This window comes from Clavibacter sp. GW821-FHT01D01, assembly GCF_059422605.1.
The window spans coordinates 99,208-119,266 of the sequence record NZ_JBWKXC010000009.1 but is presented as its reverse complement, the minus strand read 5'-3'; the positions used below and the strand labels follow the sequence as shown (position 1 = coordinate 119,266).

At 75.5% G+C, this 20,059-nt stretch carries 20 protein-coding genes; 11 read left to right on the top strand and 9 right to left on the bottom strand.

Annotated features, from left to right (window positions below):
* Window positions 1–100: 100 nt before the first annotated feature.
* The 10 genes from AC07VC_RS12820 (at window position 101) to AC07VC_RS12775 (ending at window position 11,480) form a co-directional block, all read left to right on the top strand.
* Complete coding sequence (locus AC07VC_RS12820; RefSeq protein WP_494724466.1) at window positions 101–802, top strand: sugar transferase; 702 nt, start codon at window positions 101–103, stop codon at window positions 800–802.
* Complete coding sequence (locus AC07VC_RS12815) at window positions 802–1,932, top strand: glycosyltransferase (RefSeq protein WP_494675193.1); 1,131 nt, start codon at window positions 802–804, stop codon at window positions 1,930–1,932. Before AC07VC_RS12820 ends, AC07VC_RS12815 begins: the two co-directional genes overlap by 1 nt.
* The gene (locus AC07VC_RS12810; RefSeq protein ID WP_317230098.1) at window positions 1,932–2,978 is read left to right on the top strand and encodes a glycosyltransferase family 4 protein; all 1,047 of its coding nucleotides are present in this window, start codon (window positions 1,932–1,934) and stop codon (window positions 2,976–2,978) included. Before AC07VC_RS12815 ends, AC07VC_RS12810 begins: the two co-directional genes overlap by 1 nt.
* Window positions 2,975–4,153 (top strand): polysaccharide transporter, encoded by a 1,179-nt coding sequence (locus AC07VC_RS12805; protein WP_494675192.1) that lies wholly within the window; start codon window positions 2,975–2,977, stop codon window positions 4,151–4,153. Before AC07VC_RS12810 ends, AC07VC_RS12805 begins: the two co-directional genes overlap by 4 nt.
* Window positions 4,150–5,199, top strand: coding sequence for a polysaccharide pyruvyl transferase family protein (locus AC07VC_RS12800; protein ID WP_494675191.1), 1,050 nt, complete (start codon window positions 4,150–4,152; stop codon window positions 5,197–5,199). Before AC07VC_RS12805 ends, AC07VC_RS12800 begins: the two co-directional genes overlap by 4 nt.
* Entirely contained in the window at window positions 5,178–6,890 is a 1,713-nt protein-coding gene (locus AC07VC_RS12795; protein ID WP_494675190.1) for an O-antigen polymerase, read from the top strand. Before AC07VC_RS12800 ends, AC07VC_RS12795 begins: the two co-directional genes overlap by 22 nt.
* Window positions 6,887–8,749: a DUF4012 domain-containing protein gene (locus tag AC07VC_RS12790; protein WP_494675189.1), complete on the top strand. Its 1,863-nt coding sequence runs from the start codon at window positions 6,887–6,889 to the stop codon at window positions 8,747–8,749. Before AC07VC_RS12795 ends, AC07VC_RS12790 begins: the two co-directional genes overlap by 4 nt.
* 222 nt (window positions 8,750–8,971) lie before the next feature.
* Window positions 8,972–9,499 (top strand): YdcF family protein, encoded by a 528-nt coding sequence (locus tag AC07VC_RS12785; protein WP_494675188.1) that lies wholly within the window; start codon window positions 8,972–8,974, stop codon window positions 9,497–9,499.
* Window positions 9,500–9,567: 68 nt separating this feature from the next.
* Entirely contained in the window at window positions 9,568–10,389 is an 822-nt protein-coding gene (locus AC07VC_RS12780; protein ID WP_494675187.1) for an endonuclease/exonuclease/phosphatase family protein, read from the top strand.
* Window positions 10,390–10,496: 107 nt separating this feature from the next.
* Entirely contained in the window at window positions 10,497–11,480 is a 984-nt protein-coding gene (locus AC07VC_RS12775) for an ATP-grasp domain-containing protein (protein ID WP_494675186.1), read from the top strand.
* 76 nt (window positions 11,481–11,556) lie between these two features.
* Here the strand turns inward: AC07VC_RS12775 and AC07VC_RS12770 are convergent, their stop codons facing one another.
* From AC07VC_RS12770 to AC07VC_RS12740, 7 genes are all read right to left on the bottom strand, one after another.
* On the bottom strand, window positions 11,557–11,940 hold the full coding sequence (locus AC07VC_RS12770) for a chorismate mutase (RefSeq protein WP_104290379.1): 384 nt from the start codon (window positions 11,938–11,940) through the stop codon (window positions 11,557–11,559).
* A gap of 85 nt (window positions 11,941–12,025) precedes the next feature.
* Window positions 12,026–12,445 (bottom strand): organic hydroperoxide resistance protein, encoded by a 420-nt coding sequence (locus AC07VC_RS12765; RefSeq protein WP_094115150.1) that lies wholly within the window; start codon window positions 12,443–12,445, stop codon window positions 12,026–12,028.
* A gap of 139 nt (window positions 12,446–12,584) precedes the next feature.
* Window positions 12,585–13,307 carry a response regulator transcription factor gene (locus AC07VC_RS12760; RefSeq protein ID WP_494675185.1) on the bottom strand — a complete coding sequence of 241 codons (723 nt, stop codon included), beginning with the start codon at window positions 13,305–13,307 and terminating at the stop codon, window positions 12,585–12,587.
* Window positions 13,304–14,671, bottom strand: a complete 1,368-nt coding sequence (locus AC07VC_RS12755) for a sensor histidine kinase (protein ID WP_494675184.1) — start codon at window positions 14,669–14,671, stop codon at window positions 13,304–13,306. The genes AC07VC_RS12760 and AC07VC_RS12755 overlap by 4 nt, the downstream gene beginning before the upstream one ends.
* A 41-nt stretch (window positions 14,672–14,712) precedes the next feature.
* Window positions 14,713–16,824, bottom strand: coding sequence for a serine hydrolase domain-containing protein (locus tag AC07VC_RS12750; protein WP_494675183.1), 2,112 nt, complete (start codon window positions 16,822–16,824; stop codon window positions 14,713–14,715).
* A gap of 179 nt (window positions 16,825–17,003) precedes the next feature.
* Window positions 17,004–17,399 (bottom strand): VOC family protein, encoded by a 396-nt coding sequence (locus tag AC07VC_RS12745; RefSeq protein WP_317231333.1) that lies wholly within the window; start codon window positions 17,397–17,399, stop codon window positions 17,004–17,006.
* Entirely contained in the window at window positions 17,396–17,668 is a 273-nt protein-coding gene (locus AC07VC_RS12740) for a hypothetical protein (protein WP_494675182.1), read from the bottom strand. Before AC07VC_RS12740 ends, AC07VC_RS12745 begins: the two co-directional genes overlap by 4 nt.
* Window positions 17,669–17,871: 203 nt before the next feature.
* On the opposite strand from AC07VC_RS12740, the gene AC07VC_RS12735 reads away from it, so the two are divergent.
* Entirely contained in the window at window positions 17,872–18,507 is a 636-nt protein-coding gene (locus tag AC07VC_RS12735; protein ID WP_494675181.1) for a hypothetical protein, read from the top strand.
* Between the two features lie 21 nt (window positions 18,508–18,528).
* On the opposite strand, the gene AC07VC_RS12730 is transcribed toward AC07VC_RS12735, so the two are convergent.
* Window positions 18,529–19,170 carry a GNAT family N-acetyltransferase gene (locus AC07VC_RS12730; protein ID WP_494675180.1) on the bottom strand — a complete coding sequence of 214 codons (642 nt, stop codon included), beginning with the start codon at window positions 19,168–19,170 and terminating at the stop codon, window positions 18,529–18,531.
* Window positions 19,171–19,240: 70 nt separating this feature from the next.
* A complete protein-coding gene (locus AC07VC_RS12725; protein ID WP_494675179.1) occupies window positions 19,241–19,984 on the bottom strand; it encodes a hypothetical protein in 744 nt (247 codons plus the stop codon).
* Between the last annotated feature and the right edge of the window lie 75 nt (window positions 19,985–20,059).

Sequence of the window (20,059 nt, the reverse complement as noted above, 5' to 3'; positions counted from 1 at the left end):
GGCGCCGACACCCTCGTGATCACCTCCAGCGACGAGCTGCCCCCCCGAGCGGATCCGCGAGCTCAGCTGGTCGCTCGAGCCCGGCCGCCACCACCTCGTCATGGCGCCCGGCCTCACCGACATCGGCGGCCCCCGCATCCACACGCGCCCCGTCGCCGGCCTCCCCCTCATCCACGTGGAGACGCCGCGCTTCGAGGGCCGGAAGCTGCTCTCCAAGCGCCTGTTCGACATCGTCGTGTCGGGCATCACGCTCGTCGTGCTGAGCCCCGTCTTCCTGATCCTCGCGATCCTCATCAAGGCCACCAGCAAGGGCGACGTCTTCTACAAGCAGGAGCGCATCGGCCTGAACGGCGAGCCGTTCCACATGCTCAAGTTCCGCTCGATGCGCATGAACGCCGACGCGGAGCTGTTCGCGCTGCTGGAGCAGCAGGGCACGGCCGACACCCCCCTGTTCAAGGTCACCGACGACCCGCGCATCACGAAGGTCGGCGGCGTCCTCCGCCGCTACTCGCTCGACGAGCTGCCCCAGTTCCTCAACGTGCTCCTCGGCTCCATGAGCCTCATCGGCCCGCGCCCGCAGCGCGAGGGCGAGGTCGCGCTCTACGACAGCGCGGCGCGTCGACGCCTCCTCATCAAGCCCGGCATGTCCGGCCTCTGGCAGGTCTCCGGCCGGTCGTCGCTGTCGTGGGAGGACGCCATCCGCCTCGACCTGTACTACGTCGAGAACTGGTCGCTCACGGGCGACATCATCATCCTGGCCCGCACGTTCAAGGCGGTCTTCGGCGCGGACGGGGCCGTCTGATGGCGGGGCTGCTGGTCCAGGAGTGGATCGAGAGGTCGGGCGGATCCGAGAAGGTGTTCGACGCCTTCGCGCACGCCTTCCCCGACGCCGACCTCTTCACCCTCTGGAACGACGACCCGGGCCGCTACGGCGACCGGCCCGTTCGGGAGAGCTGGATCGCGCGCACACCGCTGCGCCGCCGGAAGCCCCTGGCGCTGCCGTTCATGCCCCTCACCTGGAGCTCGCTCGACCTCGGCGCCTACGAGTGGACGCTGTCGAGCTCCCACCTGTTCGCGCACCACCTCGGGCACGGTGACCGCTCCACCCGGCAGCACGTGTACGTGCACAGCCCCGCGCGCTACCTCTGGACGCCGGACCTCGACCAGCGCGGCGCGAACCCGCTCGTCAAGGCCGCCGCTCCCCCGCTCCGCGCCCTCGACCGGCGCCGCGCGCAGTCGTCGCACGCCGAGTTCGCCGCCAACAGCGCGTTCGTGCAGGCGCGCATCCGCGCCGCGTGGGACGTGGACGCGCAGGTGATCCACCCGCCGGTCGACGCCACCGAGATCCGCGCCACCGCCTCCTGGCAGGACACCCTGACGGGTTCCGACGCCGAGCTCGCGGCAGCGCTGCCGGAGCAGTTCCTGCTCGGTGCGAGCCGCTTCGTGCCGTACAAGCGCCTCGACCTCGCCATCCGCGCGGGCGAGGCGGCAGGAGTCCCCGTCGTGCTCGCCGGATCCGGTCCGCTGGCCGACGAGCTGCAGGCGCAGGCCGCGGCCGCGCGCGTGCCCGTCACCGTGATCCCGCGCCCCTCGGACGCGCTCCTCTACACGCTGTACCAGCGGTCGCTCGCCTACGTGTTCCCCGCCGTCGAGGACTTCGGGATCATGCCCGTCGAGGCCATGGCCGCGGGCGCCCGCGTGCTGGTCAGCGACGTCGGCGGCGCGACCGAGAGCGTCGTCGACGGCGTCACCGGCGTGCACGTCCACGACTGGGAGGGCGCCGGACTCGCCGACGCCGTGGCACGCGCCGCCGCGCTCGACCCGGCCGCCAGCGTCCGCCGGTCGGCCGACTTCGACGCGTCCGTCTTCGAGCGCCGCGTCGCCACCTGGGTCCGCCACGACGGGGCCCGCCTCGACGGGGCGGCCGCCTGATGCGCCGGCTCGTCGTCAACGAGGCCTACGCAGGGCAGCGGATCACCGGCCAGCAGCGCTACGCGGTCGAGATCGCCCGCGCCCTCGAGGGGCAGCGGGGCGTCACGCGCGCCACGCCCTCCGAGCGCATCGCGTCCTCCGGGGCCCGCAGCTGGCTCTGGGTGCAGACCACCCTCCCCTGGATCACGCGCCAGGACGTCCTCCTGTCGCTCACGAGCCGCGCGCCGCTCGTGCACCGCCGCCACATCGTGGTCGTGCACGACCTCTTCGTGCTCACGAACCCCGAGTGGTACAGCCGCGAGTACGTCGTGACGCACGTGCCGCTGCTGAAGGCGAACCTGCGCGACGCCCGGGTGATCGTCACCGTCAGCGAGCCCGTCGCAGAGCAGGTCCGCGAGCTCGGCCTCTCGAGCGCGCCCGTGGTGGTGGCGCCCAACGCGCCGAGCCCCGTGTTCGGGGAGCCGCGCGGTGCCGAGGAGCGCGCCCGCGTGCTCGCCAAGTACGGCGTGACCGACGGCGGCTACCTGCTCGCGGTCGGCAGCATGGACCCGCGCAAGAACCTCCAGCGCCTGTCCGAGGCGTACCTCGCCCTGCCCGCCGAGACCCGGGCCGCCGCGCCCCTCGTGCTCGTCGGCGCCAAGAGCGCCGTCTTCGGCGACGTCGACATGGCCGAGTCCGACGACATCCGGCTGGCCGGGTACGTGACCGACGACGAGCTCGCCGTGCTCTACGCGGCATCGCGCGGCGTCGTGTTCCCGAGCCTCGCCGAGGGCTTCGGCCTGCCGCTCGTGGAGGCGATGGTCGCGGGGGCGCGGCTCGCGGTCTCCGACATCCCCGTCTTCCACTGGATCTGCGGCGCCGACGCCGACTACTTCTCCCCCGCCGACGTCTCCGCGATCACGGAGGCCCTCGCCCGGCTCGCCGCCGCGCCGCCGCTCGCCGAGGACGAGGCCGAGCGCATCCGCCGCGCCGTCACCTCCCGATTCGACTGGCGCACCAGCGCCCGCACCGTCCACGACGCCTACCAGAGCATCGGGACGCGATGATCCGTCGTCTCGGGCTGCTGCTCCCCACGGGTGCGGCAGGGCTCACGCGCGTGCTCCAGCTGGTGCTGCTCGTGGTCCTCACGCGCCTCTCGGACGGGTCCGCGGGCAACGCGCTCGTCACGGGCTTCGCGCTGCTGAGCTCGTTCGCGATCATCACGGACTCGGGGGCGGCGAACTTCCTGCTGTCGCTGCCGCGCACGCGGCTCACCCGCGGCGTGCACGCGCGCGCGGTCGCCTTCCACGCGGGCCTCGGCTCGCTGGGCGCCGCCGTCGCCGTCGTCCTCACGGTCGCCGCGGCCACGACGATCCCCGGCGAGGCCGTCCTCGTGCTCGTCGCCCTCGGCGTCAGCCAGGTGCTCGACTCGCTCACCCGCACCATCCGCGCGCCCCTGCTCGTCGGCCGCCGCGACGCCTCCTACGCCTTCCCCGACCTCGCGCTCGTCGTGCTCAAGGCCGTGCCGCTCGTCGTCGCGGTGCTCCTGCCCGAGATCCTCGTGCTGCTCGCCTTCCCGCTCGTCTCCCTCGTCGTGACCGCCGGCACCTGGATCACCGTGCGCCGCGGCCTCGCGACGACGAGCGACGAGCCGGTGCGCGTGTTCCCGCAGATCCTCGAGTTCGGCCTGTCCGGCTCGCTGAGCGCCCTGTACTCGCAGGCGCCGCTCGTGCTCGGCACGGCGATCCTCGGGGTCGACGCCGTCACGCCGCTCGCCCTCGCCTACCGGGTCGTGCAGCCCCTCGAGGTCGTGCCGGCCACGCTCTCGCAGCAGCTGATCCCCCGCATCCGCGCCGCCGCCCGCCCGGCCCGCGCGTACTGGTGGCGCTTCGCGCTCGGCGGCCTGGTGCTCGCCGGCATCATCGCGCTCCTCCGCGAGCCCGTCGAGCAGGTCTTCGGCGGCGACGCGTTCGACCAGGTGGTGTTCCTCGTGATCCTCCTCTCCGTCGCCCCCAAGTTCGGCAACTACGCACTCATGGCCTACGCGATGGGCTCGGGCCTCATCCGGGTGCGGCTCACCGCGACCATCGTCACGGGCGTCGTCGCCGTGGTCCTCACCCTCGTCGCCGCGCTCACCGCCGGCCCCGCCCTCCTCGCCGGCGTCACGCTCGCCAGCGAGCTCGTCCTGAGCGCCGCCATCGGGGCGCTCCTCATCCGCCACCGCAGGAAGGAGGACGCATGAGGACCCTCATCGTCTCCGCCGACCGCACGCTCGCGTCCGGCCACCCCCAGAACCTCGGGGACGCCTTCCTGACCGACGCGCTCTCCGAGCGCCTCCGCCGGGCCGGGCACGAGACCGTGATCGCCGACTTCGGGCAGGCCGCCCGCCGGGACTCCACCGAGGAGCGCGCCCGCGTCTCCGGGGTCCGCGCCCTGGCCGACCTCGTGCGCCGCGTCGACGCGGTCGTCGTGGGCGGCGGCACGCTCCTCGCCGACGACCAGCCGGACCGGCCCTTCGCGGGCCTGCCGCGCCTCATGGCCGTCACCGGCCTCATCGCCCGCACGTCGCGGACCCCGCTCGCGGTGTTCGGCGTCGGCGCGGACCCCGTCTCCCGGCGCCGCGCCCGCCTCGCCCTCCGCGGCGGGCTCGACGCGGCCCGCGTCTGGACCCGCGACCCCGACTCCGCGGGCCGCGCGGTCGGCTACTCGAAGGCGCCCGTGCAGGTCGCCGCCGACGTCAGCCTCTTCGCCGCGCCCGAGCTGGCGGAGCTCGCCGCCCCCGCCGACCGCCGCCGCGGCGCGGTCGTGGCGCTCAACGCGAAGCACTCCCCGCAGGCGACCCCCGACCACGTCGCCGCCCTCGAGGCCCGGTTCGGCGAGGTCGTCTTCGTCTCGATGGACCAGGGCGACGACTCCGACGCCGGCGCGCTGCACCCCGAGGTGCGCGCCCGCCTCACCACCGAGCCCGGCGACCACGGCTGGCGCCGCGCGGCGGAGCTCATGGCCGACCGCGAGGTGGTCATCGCCTCTCGTATGCACGCCATGTACCTGGGTACGATGCTGTCGACGCCCGTGGTCGCCGTCGGCGGGGCCACCAAGGTCGGGGCGTTCGTGGCCGAGTTCGGGACGCGCACGGAGCCCGACCTCGACCGGGCGGTCCGCACCGCCATCGCGGGGTCGGCCGACGCCGGCACCGCATCCACCACGGCGACGGCCCTCGTCGCAGCCATAGCCCGCCTGGACGCGGCATTCGAGGAGATGACTTCATGGGTCCGACGTACCGCCTAGCGACCCCGGCGGTCTTCGCGGCCGCCGTGGCGCTCACCGTCCTCGCCGCCCTCGGCGGCGTCGCGCTCCTCGGCAACGAGCTGTCCTACCCGTTCATGATCGCGGTGCTCGCGATCCTGCTCGTGGGCGTCCTCGTCAAGGAGACCGTCTCCAACGGCGACCCGCTGACCCCCGGCGGCATCGTCGCGGCCACGGGCCTCCTCCTGTTCGTCCTCCGGCCGCTCACGGTCGCCAACAGCACGGAGACGAGCCCCGGCGCCATCGCCGACACGCGCTTCTTCTCCCCCACGCTGCAGCTCGCGGCGAGCTCGGCGCTCATCGAGGCGCTCATCTTCTTCTCGGCGTTCTACGTCGTCTACTACTACTCGGTGGCCCGCGAGGCCCGCCGGATCGCCCGCGGCGGCGAGGACGCGAAGGCGCTCGAGGCCAACGCGCTCGCCGGCGGCCCCGCGCTCGTCGACGCCGACGCGCAGGTGCGCTGGCAGCGCGTGTTCAACACGTCCGTGTCGCAGGCGCTCGTGGTCATCTCCGCGGTCGTGGCCCTCGGCCTCCTCGTGTACCTGGTGCTCAGCTCGGGCGGCATCCAGGCGTACACGACGGGCCTCGCCAACCGGAGCGACTTCCTCTCCGGCAAGTCGTTCATCGGCCTCTCCTACATCCCCGTGCAGATCGCCATCGTCTACAACGTGCTCGCGCGCCGGCAGAAGGGCCTCGAGGCCTGGAACTGGGTCAACCTGCTCGCCGTCCTCGTGCTCGTCGTCTGCGCCGGCTCCGCGGGAGGCCGCGGTCCGCTCATCATCGGCGTGTTCCTGCCGTTCCTGATCCTCAAGCAGGTCGGCCCGAAGCCGTTCCGCTTCCGCAGCATCGCCCTCATCGGCGGCGTCACGGCCGTGGTCGCGATGGTCTACTCGATCGTCATCCGCGAGTCCACGTTCGACAACGGCCGCTCGCTCGACCGCCTCACGCAGGACCCGCTGGGCGTGCTGCTCGACCGCCTCACCAGCGGCATCGAGACCCGGCCGTTCGACGTGCTCATCCGCCTCAACGAGGTGGCCGCGATGCCCGACTTCGTCTACCAGTGGGGCGCGACCTACGCGGCCGTGCCCGCCTGGTTCATCCCCCGCGGACTGTGGGAGGACAAGCCGTTCGGCGGCGGCAACACGTGGTTCACGTCCACGTACGTGCCCCGCTTCTACGGCGTCAACCGCGTCGAGACGAGCCTGTCGGCCATCGGCGAGGCGTTCAGCAACTTCGGGATCCCCGGGGTCGTCGCCGTCGGCGCGCTCCTCGGCCTCGTGGCGAGCCTCTTCATCCGCGCGCGCATGCGCCGCCGGGGCCTCCTCGGCGCCGCGATCGCGGTCGTCGTCACCCCGTACCTGTTCTCCCTCATCCGCGGCGACGCGTACCAGGGCATGTCGACGAGCATCGCGTCGCTCGTGATCCTCCTCGTCTTCTTCTGGATCGCGTCCACGCGCAAGCAGGTCACCGGCCCGCTCAGCGCGCCGGTCCCCGTGGTCGACGAGAACGCGTCCGCCGCCGAGCGCGAGCGCGCGCTCGTCGGCGCGGGCACGGGCTACGGGTACGGCTTCGGCCCGGGCACGGGCACGGCGGACGAGGCGCGTCCCGCGATCGGCAACGGCCGGGCGTTCCCGGCGGGCCGGCCGGCCGGGTCCTGGACGCCGGAGCGGTGACGGGCATCGACGGCATCCTCCCCCCGTCCGACGGCGCCGACGGCTCCCGCGGCCACCGCGGCCGCCGCGACGACCGCGACCGATCCCGCGCCCGGCGCCCGCTCTGGAAGCGCAAGCGCCTCTGGATCCCCGTGGGCGTCCTCGGCGTCGCCGTCATCGGCACCGCCGTCTCGGCCGCGCTGATCCTCCCGCGCGTCGACACCGTGCAGGGCGAGCTGCGCGAGGCGCTCCCGCTCTCCGACCAGGTGCAGGCCGCGCTCCTGGCGGGCGACGTCGACGCCGCGAAGGCGGGCGCCGCCGAGCTCCGCGACCACACGGCGAAGGCCGCCGAGGCCGCCGACGACGGCGTGCTCGCCGCGTACGAGTGGGTGCCGTTCGCGGGCCCGAACATCCACGCCGCCCGCGTGCTCGCCGGCACCACCGACCGGCTCGCCACCGACGTCGTCACCCCCGCCACCGAGGTGTCGCTCTCCGCGTTCACCCCCGTGCTCGGGCGCATCGACCTCGACGGGATCCGCTCCCTCGGCCAGACCGTCGACACCGCGTTCGACGGGCTCGCCGGCGCCCGCGCCGAGCTCGAGACCATCGACCGCGACGCGCTGTGGGCGCAGGTCGCGAACGACGTCGACCTCATGGACGACACCCTCACGAGCACCGAGGAGACCGCGAGCACCTTCCGCGAGGTGACCGGCATGCTGCCCGCGCTCCTCGGCGCGGACGGCTCCCGCAACTACCTGCTCATGTTCCAGAACAACGCCGAGGTGCGCTCCACCGGCGGCAACCCCGCGGCGCTGGTGCTGCTGACCGTCGAGGACGGCAGCGTGCGGATCGCGGACCAGGCGTCGAGCAACGACTTCCCGCGGAACGTCCGCCAGGGCGACGTGCCCGACGAGACCGTCCGCCTCGTGGAGCCGCGCTCCGACCGGTTCGAGCAGAACATCACCATGTTCCCGGACTTCCCCACATCGGGCGCCCTCGCCAAGTCGTACTGGGAGCGCTACATCGGCGACCGGGTCGACGGCGTGCTGTCGTTCGACCCGATCGCGCTCAGCTACCTCCTGGAGGCGACCGGCCCGATCACGCTCGCCACGGGCGACGAGCTGAACGCCGAGAACGCGGTGCCCACCCTCCTCGGCGCCGTCTACAGCCAGTACCCCGACTACCTCGAGCAGGACCGCTACTTCGCGAGCGCGGCCAGCACGATCTTCGCGAAGCTCGTCACCGACACCCCGCCCGTGGTGCCCCTCGTCACGGCGCTCGACCGGGCCATCGACGAGCGGCGCCTGCTCATGTGGAGCACGGTGCCGGAGGAGCAGGCCCTCATCGAGGGCGGGCCGCTCAGCGGCGCGCTGCCGGACGACAACGCCGAGCAGACGGCCATCGGCCTGTACTTCAACGACATCGGCACCGGATCCAAGATGAGCTACTACCTGCGCTCCGGATCCCGCATCCAGGCGGAGACGTGCGGCGACACCACCACTTACACGGTGTCCGTGGACATGACGAGCATCGCGCCGCTGGACGCCGCCACGAGCCTGCCGCGCTACGTCACGGGCCTCGACGGCCAGGCCAAGGGCCGCCAGTTCGACGACCTGCTGGTCTACGGGCCGGTCGGCTCCACCGTCACGGGCTGGTCCACCGAGGCCGACCTCACCACCGAGGAGGCCCGCGGCACCGACATGGGGCGCGGCATGATCCGCATCCGCACCGAGCTCGCGCCGCAGGACACCAAGACCGTCGAGGTCACCTTCACCATGCCCGCGTCCGACGACGCCGGACCGCTCGAGGTGCGGCACACGCCGCTCGTGCGGCCCCTGGAGTCGGACATCACGCAGGTGCCCTGCTCCACGGGCGACTGATCCGCCGCACGACCCGCGGGCGACGGAGCCCGCACCAGCGCCCCGGATGGGGGCTTCGTCCCCGTCCGCGCTCCCCGTAGGCTCGACGAGCCGTCGGGGGACGCACCGCCCCCGCACGCCCGCCCGCCGCCCCCGCGGATGACACCAGGCCGAGAGCACACGTTGACACCCAGCACCGCCCCCACACCGCCCCGTCGGGCGCACCGCGTCCGCCGCTGGATCGTGCGCACCCTCCTCGCGCTCCTCGTCCTGCTGCTCGCGTGGCTCCTCGCGGGCATCCCGCTCTTCGTCTTCCCGCCCGCGAGCCAGCCGGAGAAGGCCGACGTGATCTACGTCATCGGCCCGCCCAACCCCACGCGCCGCGACCTCGCGGCGAAGCTAGTGGACGAGGGCTTCTCCGACACGGTCGTCTTCTCGGTGCCCACCACGGGCCCGCAGTCGGCCGGCGAGCTGGCCGCCTGCAACGGCGAGTTCCCCTACCCGGTCACGTGCGACACCCCGTCCCCGTTCACCACGCAGGGCGAGGCGCGCTACCTCAAGGAGAAGTCCGAGGAGAACGGGTGGACGAGCGCCATCGTCATCACCTGGACGCCGCACGTCACCCGCACGCAACTGATCTTCGACCGCTGCTTCGAGGGCGACCTCATGGTCGTCGAGGACCCGGTGGACTTCGACCTCCGCCAGTGGGTCTCGCAGTACACGTACCAGACCGGCGCGTTCGTCAAGGCGCTCGTCACCCCCGGCTGCTGACGCACCGCGGCGCGTCCGATCCCCGCTCCACGGCCCGGCGGTCAGCCGGGCGCGGTTGAATGGATCCCATGACCACCGCGATCGGCCCGACGACCGGCGACGACCTCCACCTGATCTCCCTCAACGTGCGCATGCCCTGGAACGGGACGCGCCCGGGCGAGGCGGATCACTGGCCCGAGCGCCAGGAGGTGCTGACCCGGTACCTGCAGCAGGAGCGCCCCACGGTGCTCGGCGTCCAGGAGGCCCTCTGGCCCCAGGTGCAGGCGATCGAGAAGGCGCTCCCGCCGTCGTACCGGATGATCGGGCAGGGCCGCGACGGCGGCAGCCACGGCGAGCACGGGGCGATCTTCTACCAGGCGTCGCGCCTGACGCTCCTCGAGCACGACGTGATGTGGCTGTCCGACACCCCGGACGTGATCGGCAGCATGACGTGGGGCAACCCGCTGCCGCGGATCCTCACCTGGGCCCGCTTCCAGGACGAGGCCACCGGCCTGCCGCTCGTGGTGATGGTCACGCACCTCGACCACGACTCCGCCGAGGCGCGCGACCGCGCCGCCGAGGCCATCGCCGAGCTCGTCCGCACCCGGTTCGCCGGCCTGCCGCTCGCGCTCCTCGGCGACTTCAACGCGGACGTCGACTCCACGCCCTACGACGCGCTCACGCGCCGCGGCGGCCTCCGCGACTCGTGGCTCGACACCCCGCGGCAGGCGACCCCCGCGTTCGGCACGCAGCCCGAGTACCGGCCGCCGGTCGTGGGCGCCCCGCGCATCGACTGGATCCTCGTGAGCGACCGCGTCGACGTCCGCGCCGCCGCCGTCAACGACTTCGCCTGGCGCGGCCGGTGGATGAGCGACCACCTGCCCGTGCAGGCGCTGGTGCGCCTGCGCTGACGCCGACCCGGCAGCGCGCGTCGGGGTCGGCCGCGGCGCCGCCGCCCGCCGTCGCCGCCCGCCGTCGCGCGCAGGCGCCGCGCGTCCGGGGCTCGTAGCCTGGAGGGATGAGCACCGCACCGAAGGTCTACGCCATCCACGAGAACCCCGAGTGGTTCGGGCCGTTCGCCGCCGCCCTCGACGCCCGGGGCGTGCCCTACGAGGAGTGGCTGCTGACCGACGGGGTGCTGCCGCTCGACGACGCCCCGCCCGAGGGCGTGTTCTGGTCGAGGATCAGCGCGTCGGCGCACACGCGCGACCACGCGCTCTCGAAGGACTACACGCGCGCGCTGATGAGCTGGCTGGAGGCGCACGGCCGCCGGACCGTGAACGGGCGCCGCACGATCGAGCTCGAGGTCAGCAAGGTCGACCAGCTCACCGCGCTCCGCGCCGCCGGCATCGAGGTGCCGCGCACGCGCGCCGTGATCGGCAGCCACCGCATCGTCGAGGCGGCGCGCGACCTGCCGACCCCGTTCATCACGAAGCACAACCAGGGCGGGAAGGGCCTCGGGGTGCGCCGCTTCGAGAGCGTCGACGAGCTGGCCGCCTACGTGGAGGGGCCGGAGTTCGAGGAGCCGCAGGACGGGATCACGCTGCTGCAGGAGTTCCTCGAGGCCGCGACGCCGCGCGTGACGCGGGTCGAGATCGTGGGCGGGTGCTTCGTCTACGCCATCCAGGCCGACACGGCCCGCGGCGGGTACCAGCTCTGCCCGGCGGACGCATGCGAGATCGATCCCGCCACCGGCGCCCTCGTGATGCCGCCCGGGGCCACCATCGCGCAGCAGCCGGGCGACACGATCTTCTCGCTCCGGGAGGACGTGACCGCCGAGCACCCGCTGGTCGAGCGCTACGTCCGGTTCCTCGCGGGGCTCGGGGTGGAGGTCGCCGGGATCGAGTTCATCGAGACGGCCGACGGCCGGCTGGTGACCTACGACGTGAACACGAACACGAACTACAACGCGGGCGTCGAGCGCGTCGCCGAGCGCTCCGGGCCGGGCGCCGTCGCCGAGCTGCTCGAGCGCGTGCTGCGGGAGACGTACCCGGGGGCCTGAGCCGCCCGCCGGTGCTCCGCGCACCGGCCGGGTCCGGGCCGCCGGGCGGGGCGCGCCGGACGAGGCGCGGGCCGGGTCAGGCCGCGGGCCCGCCGTCCTCGGGGGCGACCGCGGAGGTCGCCGCGCCCTGGTCCTCGGCGATGCGGGTGTGGTGGTGGATGACCTCGGCCACGATGAAGCCGAGGAACTTCTCCGCGAAGGCCGGGTCGAGGCGGGACTCCTCGGCGAGGGCGCGGAGGCGGAGGATCTGGCGGCGCTCGCGCTCCGGATCCGCCGCGGGCAGCCCGTGCGCGGCCTTCAGCCGGCCGACCGACTGCGTGAACTTGAACCGCTCCGCGAGCAGGTGCACGAGGGCGGCGTCGATGTTGTCGATGCTGCCGCGGATGTCCGCCAGCTCGTCGAGGGCGGCACGGGCGTCGTCGTCGAGGGGCGCCCCTGCGGGGCCGGTGTTCTCAGGCATGGACCGACCCTACCGATCCGTCCCTGGGACGACGGAGGCGGGCGCACCCGATGGGTGCGCCCGCCTCGCGGGTGGTGCCGGTGGATCAGTCGACGATGGTGACCTTCACCTCGATGTTGCCGCGCGTGGCGTTGGAGTACGGGCAGACCTGGTGGGCCGCGTCCGCGATCTCCTGGCGGCGCTCCGCATCGACGTTCGGGAGGTAGACGTCGAGCTCGACGGCCAGGCCGAAGCCGCCCTCGCCGTTGTCGCCGATGGAGACGCTGGCGGAGACGCCCGCGTCCTTCGTGTCGACGCCGGCGTTCTTGCCGACGAGGTGCACGGCGCCCAGGAAGCAGGCGCTGTACCCCGCGGCGAAGAGCTGCTCGGGGTTCGTGCCGTCGCCCGAGCCGCCCATCTCCTTCGGGGGACGGGTGTCGAAGTCGATGCGGTCGTCCTCGCTGCGTACGTGTCCGTCGCGTCCTCCGCCGGAGGCGTGCGCGATCGCGGTGTAGATGGGTTCCATGCACCCATGACACCACGATCCGGCTGGGAGCGCGCGGCGCGCGCGGCGGGTGTTCGCGGCGGGGACGGTGGATCGCCGCTGGACGCGGCGGGTGCATCGCCGCGTCCGTCGCCGCGTCCGTCGCCGGGCCGGCCCCGGGTCAGGGCAGCAGGCCCGACCGGTAGCCCCAGACCACCGTCTGGAGGCGGTCGCGCGTGCCGAGCTTGGTCATGATCCGGGTCAGGTGCGACTTCACGGTGCTCGTCTCGATGACGAGGCGCCCGCCGATCTCGTCGTTGGAGAGGCCGTCGCCGAGGAGCCGCACGATGTCCTGCTCGCGCGGCGTGAGCACGTCGGCGCCGGGGTGCACGGCGGACGCGGCGCGCCGGCGGGTGAACTCCGCCATCACGCGCCGGGTGGTCACGCCGTCGAGGGCGGCGCGCCCCTCCGCCAGCGCCCGCACCGCCTGGATGAACTCCTCCGGCTCCGCGTCCTTCAGCACGAACCCGCGGGCGCCCGCCTCGAGGGCGCCGAACACGTACTCGTCGAGGTCGAACGTGGTCGCCACGAGGACGGCGGGGGCGCGGTCGGCGGCGGACGGGGACGGGGACGCGGACGGGGCTGCGGTGCCGGACGTGGCGGCGGCGTCCGCGCCGGTGGCGGCGTCCGCTCCGGTGATCGCGCGGGTCGCCTCGATGCCGTCGCCCCCGGGCATGCGCACGTCCATCACGACGACGTCGGGCGCGAGGCGGCGCACCAGCTCCACGGCCTCGCGGCCGCCGGACGCCTCGCCGACGACCTCGATCCCCCCGGCGGTCTCGAGCACCACCCGGAAGCCGGCGCGGACGATGGACTGGTCGTCGACCAGGACCACGCGGATCACGCGTCGCCCCGGGCGTCGCCGGCGACGGGCTCGACCGGCAGCTCGAGGCGCACGCGCCAGGTGCCGGCGGCGGTGGGCCCCGCCTCCAGCCGACCGCCGACCAGCGCGGCGCGCTCGCGCATCCCCAGCAGGCCGTAGCCCGGCGCGGTCGCCGAGGCGGCCGCGGGCAGCGCGTTCTCGACCGTGAGGGCCACGCGCGTCGGGCCGGCCTCGACGGTCAGGGCTACCGCGGATCCCGGGGCGTGCCGACGGGCGTTCGCGAGGGACTCCTGCACCGTGCGGTAGGCCGTGACGTCGGCCAGCGGCGCGAGCGGCGGCGCCGCACCGGTCGCGCGCTCGTCGACCTCCGTGCCGGCGGTGCGGGCGGCCGCCACGAGCCCGGGCAGGTCGGCGAGGCCGGGCACGGGGGCGGTGCCCGCGTCGTCGCCGCCCTCGGCGTCGGGGGTCTGGCGCAGGATCCCGACGATGGAGCGCAGGGCGTCGAGGGTCTCGCGGCCCTGCACGCGGATCCCCCGCAGGGAGTCCTTGGCGCGCTCGGGATCGCGGTCCACGAGCCGCTCGGCCGCTCCGGCCTGCACGACGAGCGCCGTGAGGTGGTGCGCGGCCACGTCGTGCAGCTCGCGCGCCATCCGGGTGCGCTCGGCGGCGATCGCGGCCCGGCCGAGCGCGGCCTGGTGCTCGACGGTCTCCGCGGCCCGCGCGAGCACGTCCTCGTCGTGGCGCCGGCGGAGCGCCACCCAGGATCCGACGGCGGCGCTCGCGGCGGCGATGAGCAGCCCGCTGACGAGGATCGAGGTGGCCGAGACGACCGTGTCGAGGCCGAGGCGGGCATCCACCGCCGTGGGCACGAGCAGCGCCCGCGCCTGGCCCGTCGCCGCCGCGAACGCGCCGACCGCCTCGATGCCGACGGCCGCGACCACGATGCGGACGGCGGACGCCGGCGGCAGCAGCGCCCCGACCGTGTAGGCCGCGACGACGGGCGCGGCGGCCCAGAACCCGAACTGCGGCGGGAGCACAGCCACGAGCGCCGCCTGCAGGACGGAGACGGCCAGGAGGGTCGACCGCGGATGCCGCCGCCGAAACGCCAGGGGCACGCACTGCACGACGGCGAGGACCGCGATGACCGCGCCCTGCGCCGGCGACATGGTGCGCGCGGTGCCGTCCGCCCAGACGAGCGCGGCGAGCACCCCGAGCAGCAGCACGGTGAGGAGCGCCCAGGCGGCGGCCGCGGCGGCGTCGCGTCCGGCCTCGGTGCGGATCCCGACGCGGGCGAGGGCCGCGCGGACCCGGCCGGCCAGGGCGCCCCGCGGTCGGGCGGGGACGGGGGCCGCCGCGTCGGCTCGGTCGGGTGTCGGGTCGGTCACCTCCCGAGCATGCCAGGCGTCGCGCCCGTCGCCGCCGCGCATCAGTAGCTCACGCTCGGGGCGAGGAGGCGGAAGCCGACCGCGAAGGCCGCGATGCCGGCCAGGGCGAGGACCACGAGGATCCGGCCCGCGACGATCCACGCCCCGCGACGGGTGCGGACCGCCTGGACGGCGGCGAGCGCGGCGGGGACCACGGCGAGCGCCCCGGCCAGCTGCAGCGCCTGGAGGGTGCGGAGCGAGACGGCGGACACGTCGACGAAGGACATGGCCTCGAGGGCGGCCACGGTCCAGCCGGCGAGCGCCAGGAGGGTCACCGCCTGGCCGATGCGGGAGAGCAGGAGCGCACGGCTGCGGCGCGGGCGCGGGACCGGCACGGCCTCTCCCGCCGCGTCGGGGCGCGGGGACCGGCGGCGGCCGATGCCGGCGATCGCCGTCGCGGGCCAGGCGACCACCGAGACCAGCAGCACGGCCACGGCGGCGAGGAGCCCGGGGATCGCGACGGACGCGGCCTGCCAGGGCTCGGCCCGGAGGAGCGTGAAGGACGCGCCCCACGAGATGGCGGAGACGGTGCCGTCGGCGTCCTCCCGGGTGGCGAGCACGGCGTCGCCGCCGACCTCCCGCCACAGGTGGTCGCCCGCCCTCTCGTAGACGCCCGTCGTCACGCCGAGCGGCTTCGGGGTGACGGCGACGGTCCCGTCGGCGCGCGGCACGATCTCCGTCTGGCCGCTGAGCGCCAGGAGCGCGCCGGGGTTGGTGACCGGGGACCGGGAGGACGTCCAGGTGCCGGCGAGGGCCGCGGCGGCGGCCGGATCCCCCGCGGGGGCGGTGCCGGCCGCGGCGGTCGCGATGGCCGCCGTGCCCTCCTCGGCATCCCGCAGGTACCGGTCGGCGAAGCCCTGCAGCACGGCCGTGCGCAGCTCGAGCGTGTCGACGGCGTCGCGGCCGTTGCCGTTGAGCGTGAGGAAGATGCCGGCGTCGCTCCCGGGGAACACGCGCAGCGCCGAGTGGAAGACGTTGGTGTCGCCGTCGTGGCCGACGGCCGGGAGGCCCGGCGTGCTGTCGTCGAAGAAGCCGAGCGCCATGCGCTGCCCGGCGGCCAGGGTGCCGAGCTGGTCGGCGTCGAGGGCGGGGCGGTGCATCAGGTCGAGGGTGGCGGGATCCAGGAGCGCCTGGTCCGCGGGGAGGTCGCCCAGGTGGCCGAGCATGAAGCGCGCCATGTCGGTCGCCGTGGCGGAGAGGGCGCCGGCGGGCGCCGCGTTCACGACCTCCACCGGGTACGCCGGCTGCGAGTCGTCGGGGTAGCCCTTCGCCATCCGGGCGGCGAGGTCCTCGGGCAGCGGCTGGGCGAAGGAGGAGGACTCCATGCCCGCGCGGTCGAGCACCCGCTGCTGCACCAGGTCGACGAACGACCGGCCCGCGACGCGCTCGGCGACGTAGCCCGCGAGGCTCGCGCCGTAGTTGGAGTAGGCGGGGGTGGTGCCGGGCACGAAGACCTGGGCGGGCGGATCGGTGCGCATCGCGTCGTCGAGGGACCGCTCGCTGCCGGGCAGCCCGATGAGGCCCGAGATGACCTCCTCGAAGCCGGCCGTGTGCGTGAGGAGGTGCCGCAGGGTGACGGCGCCCTTCGGGGTGTCGAGGTCGAAGTCCAGGTACTGCTGCACGTCGGCGTCGAGGTCGAGCCGGCCCTCCTCCACCAGCTGCATGACCGCCGTGGCGGAGACCACCTTGGAGACGGAGCCGACGCGGAAGAGGGTGCGGTCGGGATCCACCGGCGTGGCGGGCGCGCCCTCCGTGCCGGTGTCGGCGAGGCCGTAGCCGCGGGCGGTGAGCACGCGGCCGTCGGCGACCACGGAGACGGCGGCGCCCGGGATGCCCGTCGTGGCCAGCGCGGAGCCGACGACGCCGTCGAGCCAGGCGTCGACGTCGGCCTGCGTGAGGTCGTGACCGCCGGGCTGGTGCTGCGGCGGGGCCGGGGGCGGCGGATCCGCGGGGGCGGCGCTCGCGGCACCCGCGGCGAGCGGGATCACGAGGGCGAGGGCGAGCGCGCCGACGGTCGCGGCGAGTCGACGCGGACGGCGCGCGCCGCGGGGAGCGCGGGCGCGTCGGCCGTCCGGGGCGGGGCGTGGGGCGGTGGATCGGGGTGTCGTGTCCATGGATCCCACGCTCCCCGGTCGACGCCCGCCGCACAGGGCGCGGGAGTCGGCACCCGGGTTGCGACTCAGGTCGCAGGCGGCGCCGCCGCGGGTGGGCGGGGCCGGGGTCAGGCGGTCAGCGGTCAGCGGTCAGCGGTCAGCGGTCAGCGGTCAGCGGTCAGCGGTCAGATGATCGACGGTCAGGCGTCGGCCACGAGCTCGACCTTCATGCGCTCCCCGTCCTCGAGGAACGCGGCGCGGTGGTCCGGCCCCCCGGCGAACGGGTGGCGGTCGACGTAGAGGTGCGCCCAGCCGTGCTCCGGCGCCGCGACCCAGAGCCGCTCGACGTCGGCGGCGGACCCCGCGTGGAAGGCGAGGTGGCTGAGGCCCGCGCCACGGCGGTCGTGCGGGACGTCCCGCGGAGCGCGGGCGATCACGAGGTACGCGTCGCCGAGGCGCAGCGTGGCGCCGGCGGACCAGCGAGTCTCCTCCGCGTAGCCGAGCTCGCCGAGGAGCCAGCCCCAGGAGGCGAGCGCGGCGTCGAGGTCGCGCACCTGCAGCTCGACGTGGTGCAGGGATCCGCGTGCGGGCGTCACGCGGGGCGCCGGCGCGCGACCGCGTGCTCCGCCAGGAACACGGCGGGCCGGAGGCCCAGCCGCCGGGCGGCCCGGCGCAGGAGGCGCGTCGCCGCCAGGGCGTCGGCGCGGCGCCCCGGGTCGGCCTCCGCGAGGATCCGCGTGGCCCAGTCCAGCGCGGCCGCCGGCGGCTGCCCCGCCGTCGCCGGGGGCCCGCCGTGGAGCGCGTGCAGGCGGACGCGGGGGTCCTCCCGGTCGCCGAGGAGGGCCGCCGCCCAGGTGCTCTGCATGGTCCGTCTCCCGTCGTCACGTCCTCCCCCGACGGTATGGAGGCGGACCCTGCGGCCGCATCCGCCGCACGGGTGAGGCGGCACGGGGGACGGATCGGCACCGCACCCGCGGCGAGCCGGTACGGAGGCCCGCGACGCCGTAGGGTGAGGCCGCCGCCCTGACCCGCAGGGCCGAACGACGCGCCGCCCGACGCCCCCGTCCCGTGCGCGATCTCGTCCTCGACGCACGCGCCGCCGCCCCACCCGGGCCCGACGCGCCGCCCGCGGGACCGGGCACGGCTTCCCGGCCGGACCCGAGCCCGCACCCGCCCCCCCCCGATGCGCGCCCCCGGAGGCCCTCCATCGTCCACGTCCGCACCTACCGCGCCGCCAGCGCCTCGCGGGTTCCCGCCTCGGGCGCCGCCGCCTCCGGTGGCCCCGCCGCCTGCGTCCCCGCCGCCTGCGTCCCCGCCGAGGGCGGTGATCCCGGCCGCTCCGGCCTCCTCGACTTCGCCGTCGTCGCCGACCGCATCGGCCCGCACGCGGTGGCCATCGCCTACGACCACGGCGGATCCGCGCCGCTCGCCCTCGGCCTCGCCGTCGACCGCGCGCAGGCCCGCACCGTGCGCTACGCGCCGCTGGAGCCGGGGACGACGCGGCGCACGACGGTCGTCACCGTGCACCTGCACCGCGGGCCCGGCGTGATCCGCGTGGCGGAAGGGCCGCCGCACGCCCGGCTGCACGTGCACTCGCTCCGCGTCGCCGAGATCGTGCCCGCGCGCGATGCGGCGGCCCCGGGCGCGCATCGCCTGCCGGGCACGCACGACCTGCCGGGGGCGCGTCCCGTCGCGGCGGCGTGAGCCCCGCGCGGGATCGCGCGGTCAGGCGGCCGGGGTCCGGAACAGCACCGGCCGGCCCTCGTGGGCCGCGATGCGGGCGTCGAGCCCCGCGCGGACGGCCGGCCACTCGTCGGCGAGGATCGAGTGGATCGCGGCATCGCGCCAGGTCCCGTCCGCTCGGCGCTGATCGCGACGGCAGACGCCCTCGAAGGTCGCGCCGAGCTTGAGGATGGCCGCGCGCGAGTGCGCGTTCCGGGCATCCGCCTGGAGCTTCACGCGGCCGAAGCCGGAGTCGAACGCGAGGCCGAGGAGGAGCCGCTTGGCCTCCGCGTTCACGACGGTCCCCCAGACGCGCGGGTCGTAGGCGGTCCAGCCGAGGTGCGCGCGCTCGCGGCGCACGTCGAGCTCGGTGAGGCTCGTGGTGCCGACGAGCTCCCCGTCGTGGGGGCCGCCGACGAGGATCACCGCGGTCGGCAGGTCGTCCCAGCGGAAGTAGGTCCCGGCCCAGGCGGCGAAGGCGTCCGCATCGGCGGGGAGGCCGGCTGCGCCGCCGCCGAAGCCGCCGGCGAAGACCGCCGGGTGGCCGATCGCCGCGTGCAGGGCGGGCAGGTGCTCCGGGGTGAGCGGGTCGAGCCGGACGTGGGAGCCGACGAGGGAGGCGGGCGCGGGGACGATGGCGGTCACGGCGCCAGCCTGCCAGACGGCCGGACGGGACCCGCGGAGGTGCGCGGGTCCCGTCCGGGCGCGGAGCCGGTCAGCTGCCGGACGTGGGCGTCGGCGTCGGCGTCGGGGCGGGCGTCGTGGCGGGCTCGCTGCCGGACGTCGATCCCCCGGTCGTGCCGGGTGCGCTCGGCGCCGTCGCGGCGCCCTCCGGACCGTGCGCACCGGGGCCCGCGACGCCGGCGGGGCCGGCGGGCGGGGTGGGCGCCTTCCCGTCCGCGCCGACGGGCGGGGCGAGCGGCGCGCAGCCGTCGGCGGGCGGGGCGGGCGGCGCCGCGGGCGTGCCGTCGGCGTCCGTGGGCGGCGTCGGAGGGGTGGGCGCCGTGCCGTCCTCGGTCGCGGGCGGTGCCGGGACCGTCGCGGACTCGCCGTCCGCGGGCGCGGGCGGGGTGGGAGGAGCGGGGGTCGTGCCGTCCTCGCTCGCCGGCGGCGCCGGAGGGGTGGGCTTCGCGCCGTCCTCGTCCGCGGGCGCGGGCGGGGTCGGGGTCGGCGCCGTCGCGGGTCCGCCGTCCTCGCCGACGGGCGGGGCCGGCAGCGTCGCGGGCGGTGCGGGCGGGGCGCTGCCGTCCGGCAGCGCGGGCGGGGCGGGGCAGGTCGTGGAGGTGCCCGTCGCGGATCCGGCCGCGCCCGAGGAGTCGCCGCCGTCCCCGTCGGCGAAGGCCGCCGAGGAGAGGAGCGCGACGAGGCCGAGGGAGGCGCCGGCGATGCCGACGGCGATGCCCGCGCGGCGCTTCCGGGAGGCGGGCTTCCGCGCGAAGGCGGTGGTCGAGTCGTCCATGGTGTTCCTTCCGTGACCGCCGCGGCTCGGGATGCGCCGTGGTCGGTGTCCCCAGGCTCGGCAGCGGATCTGAAG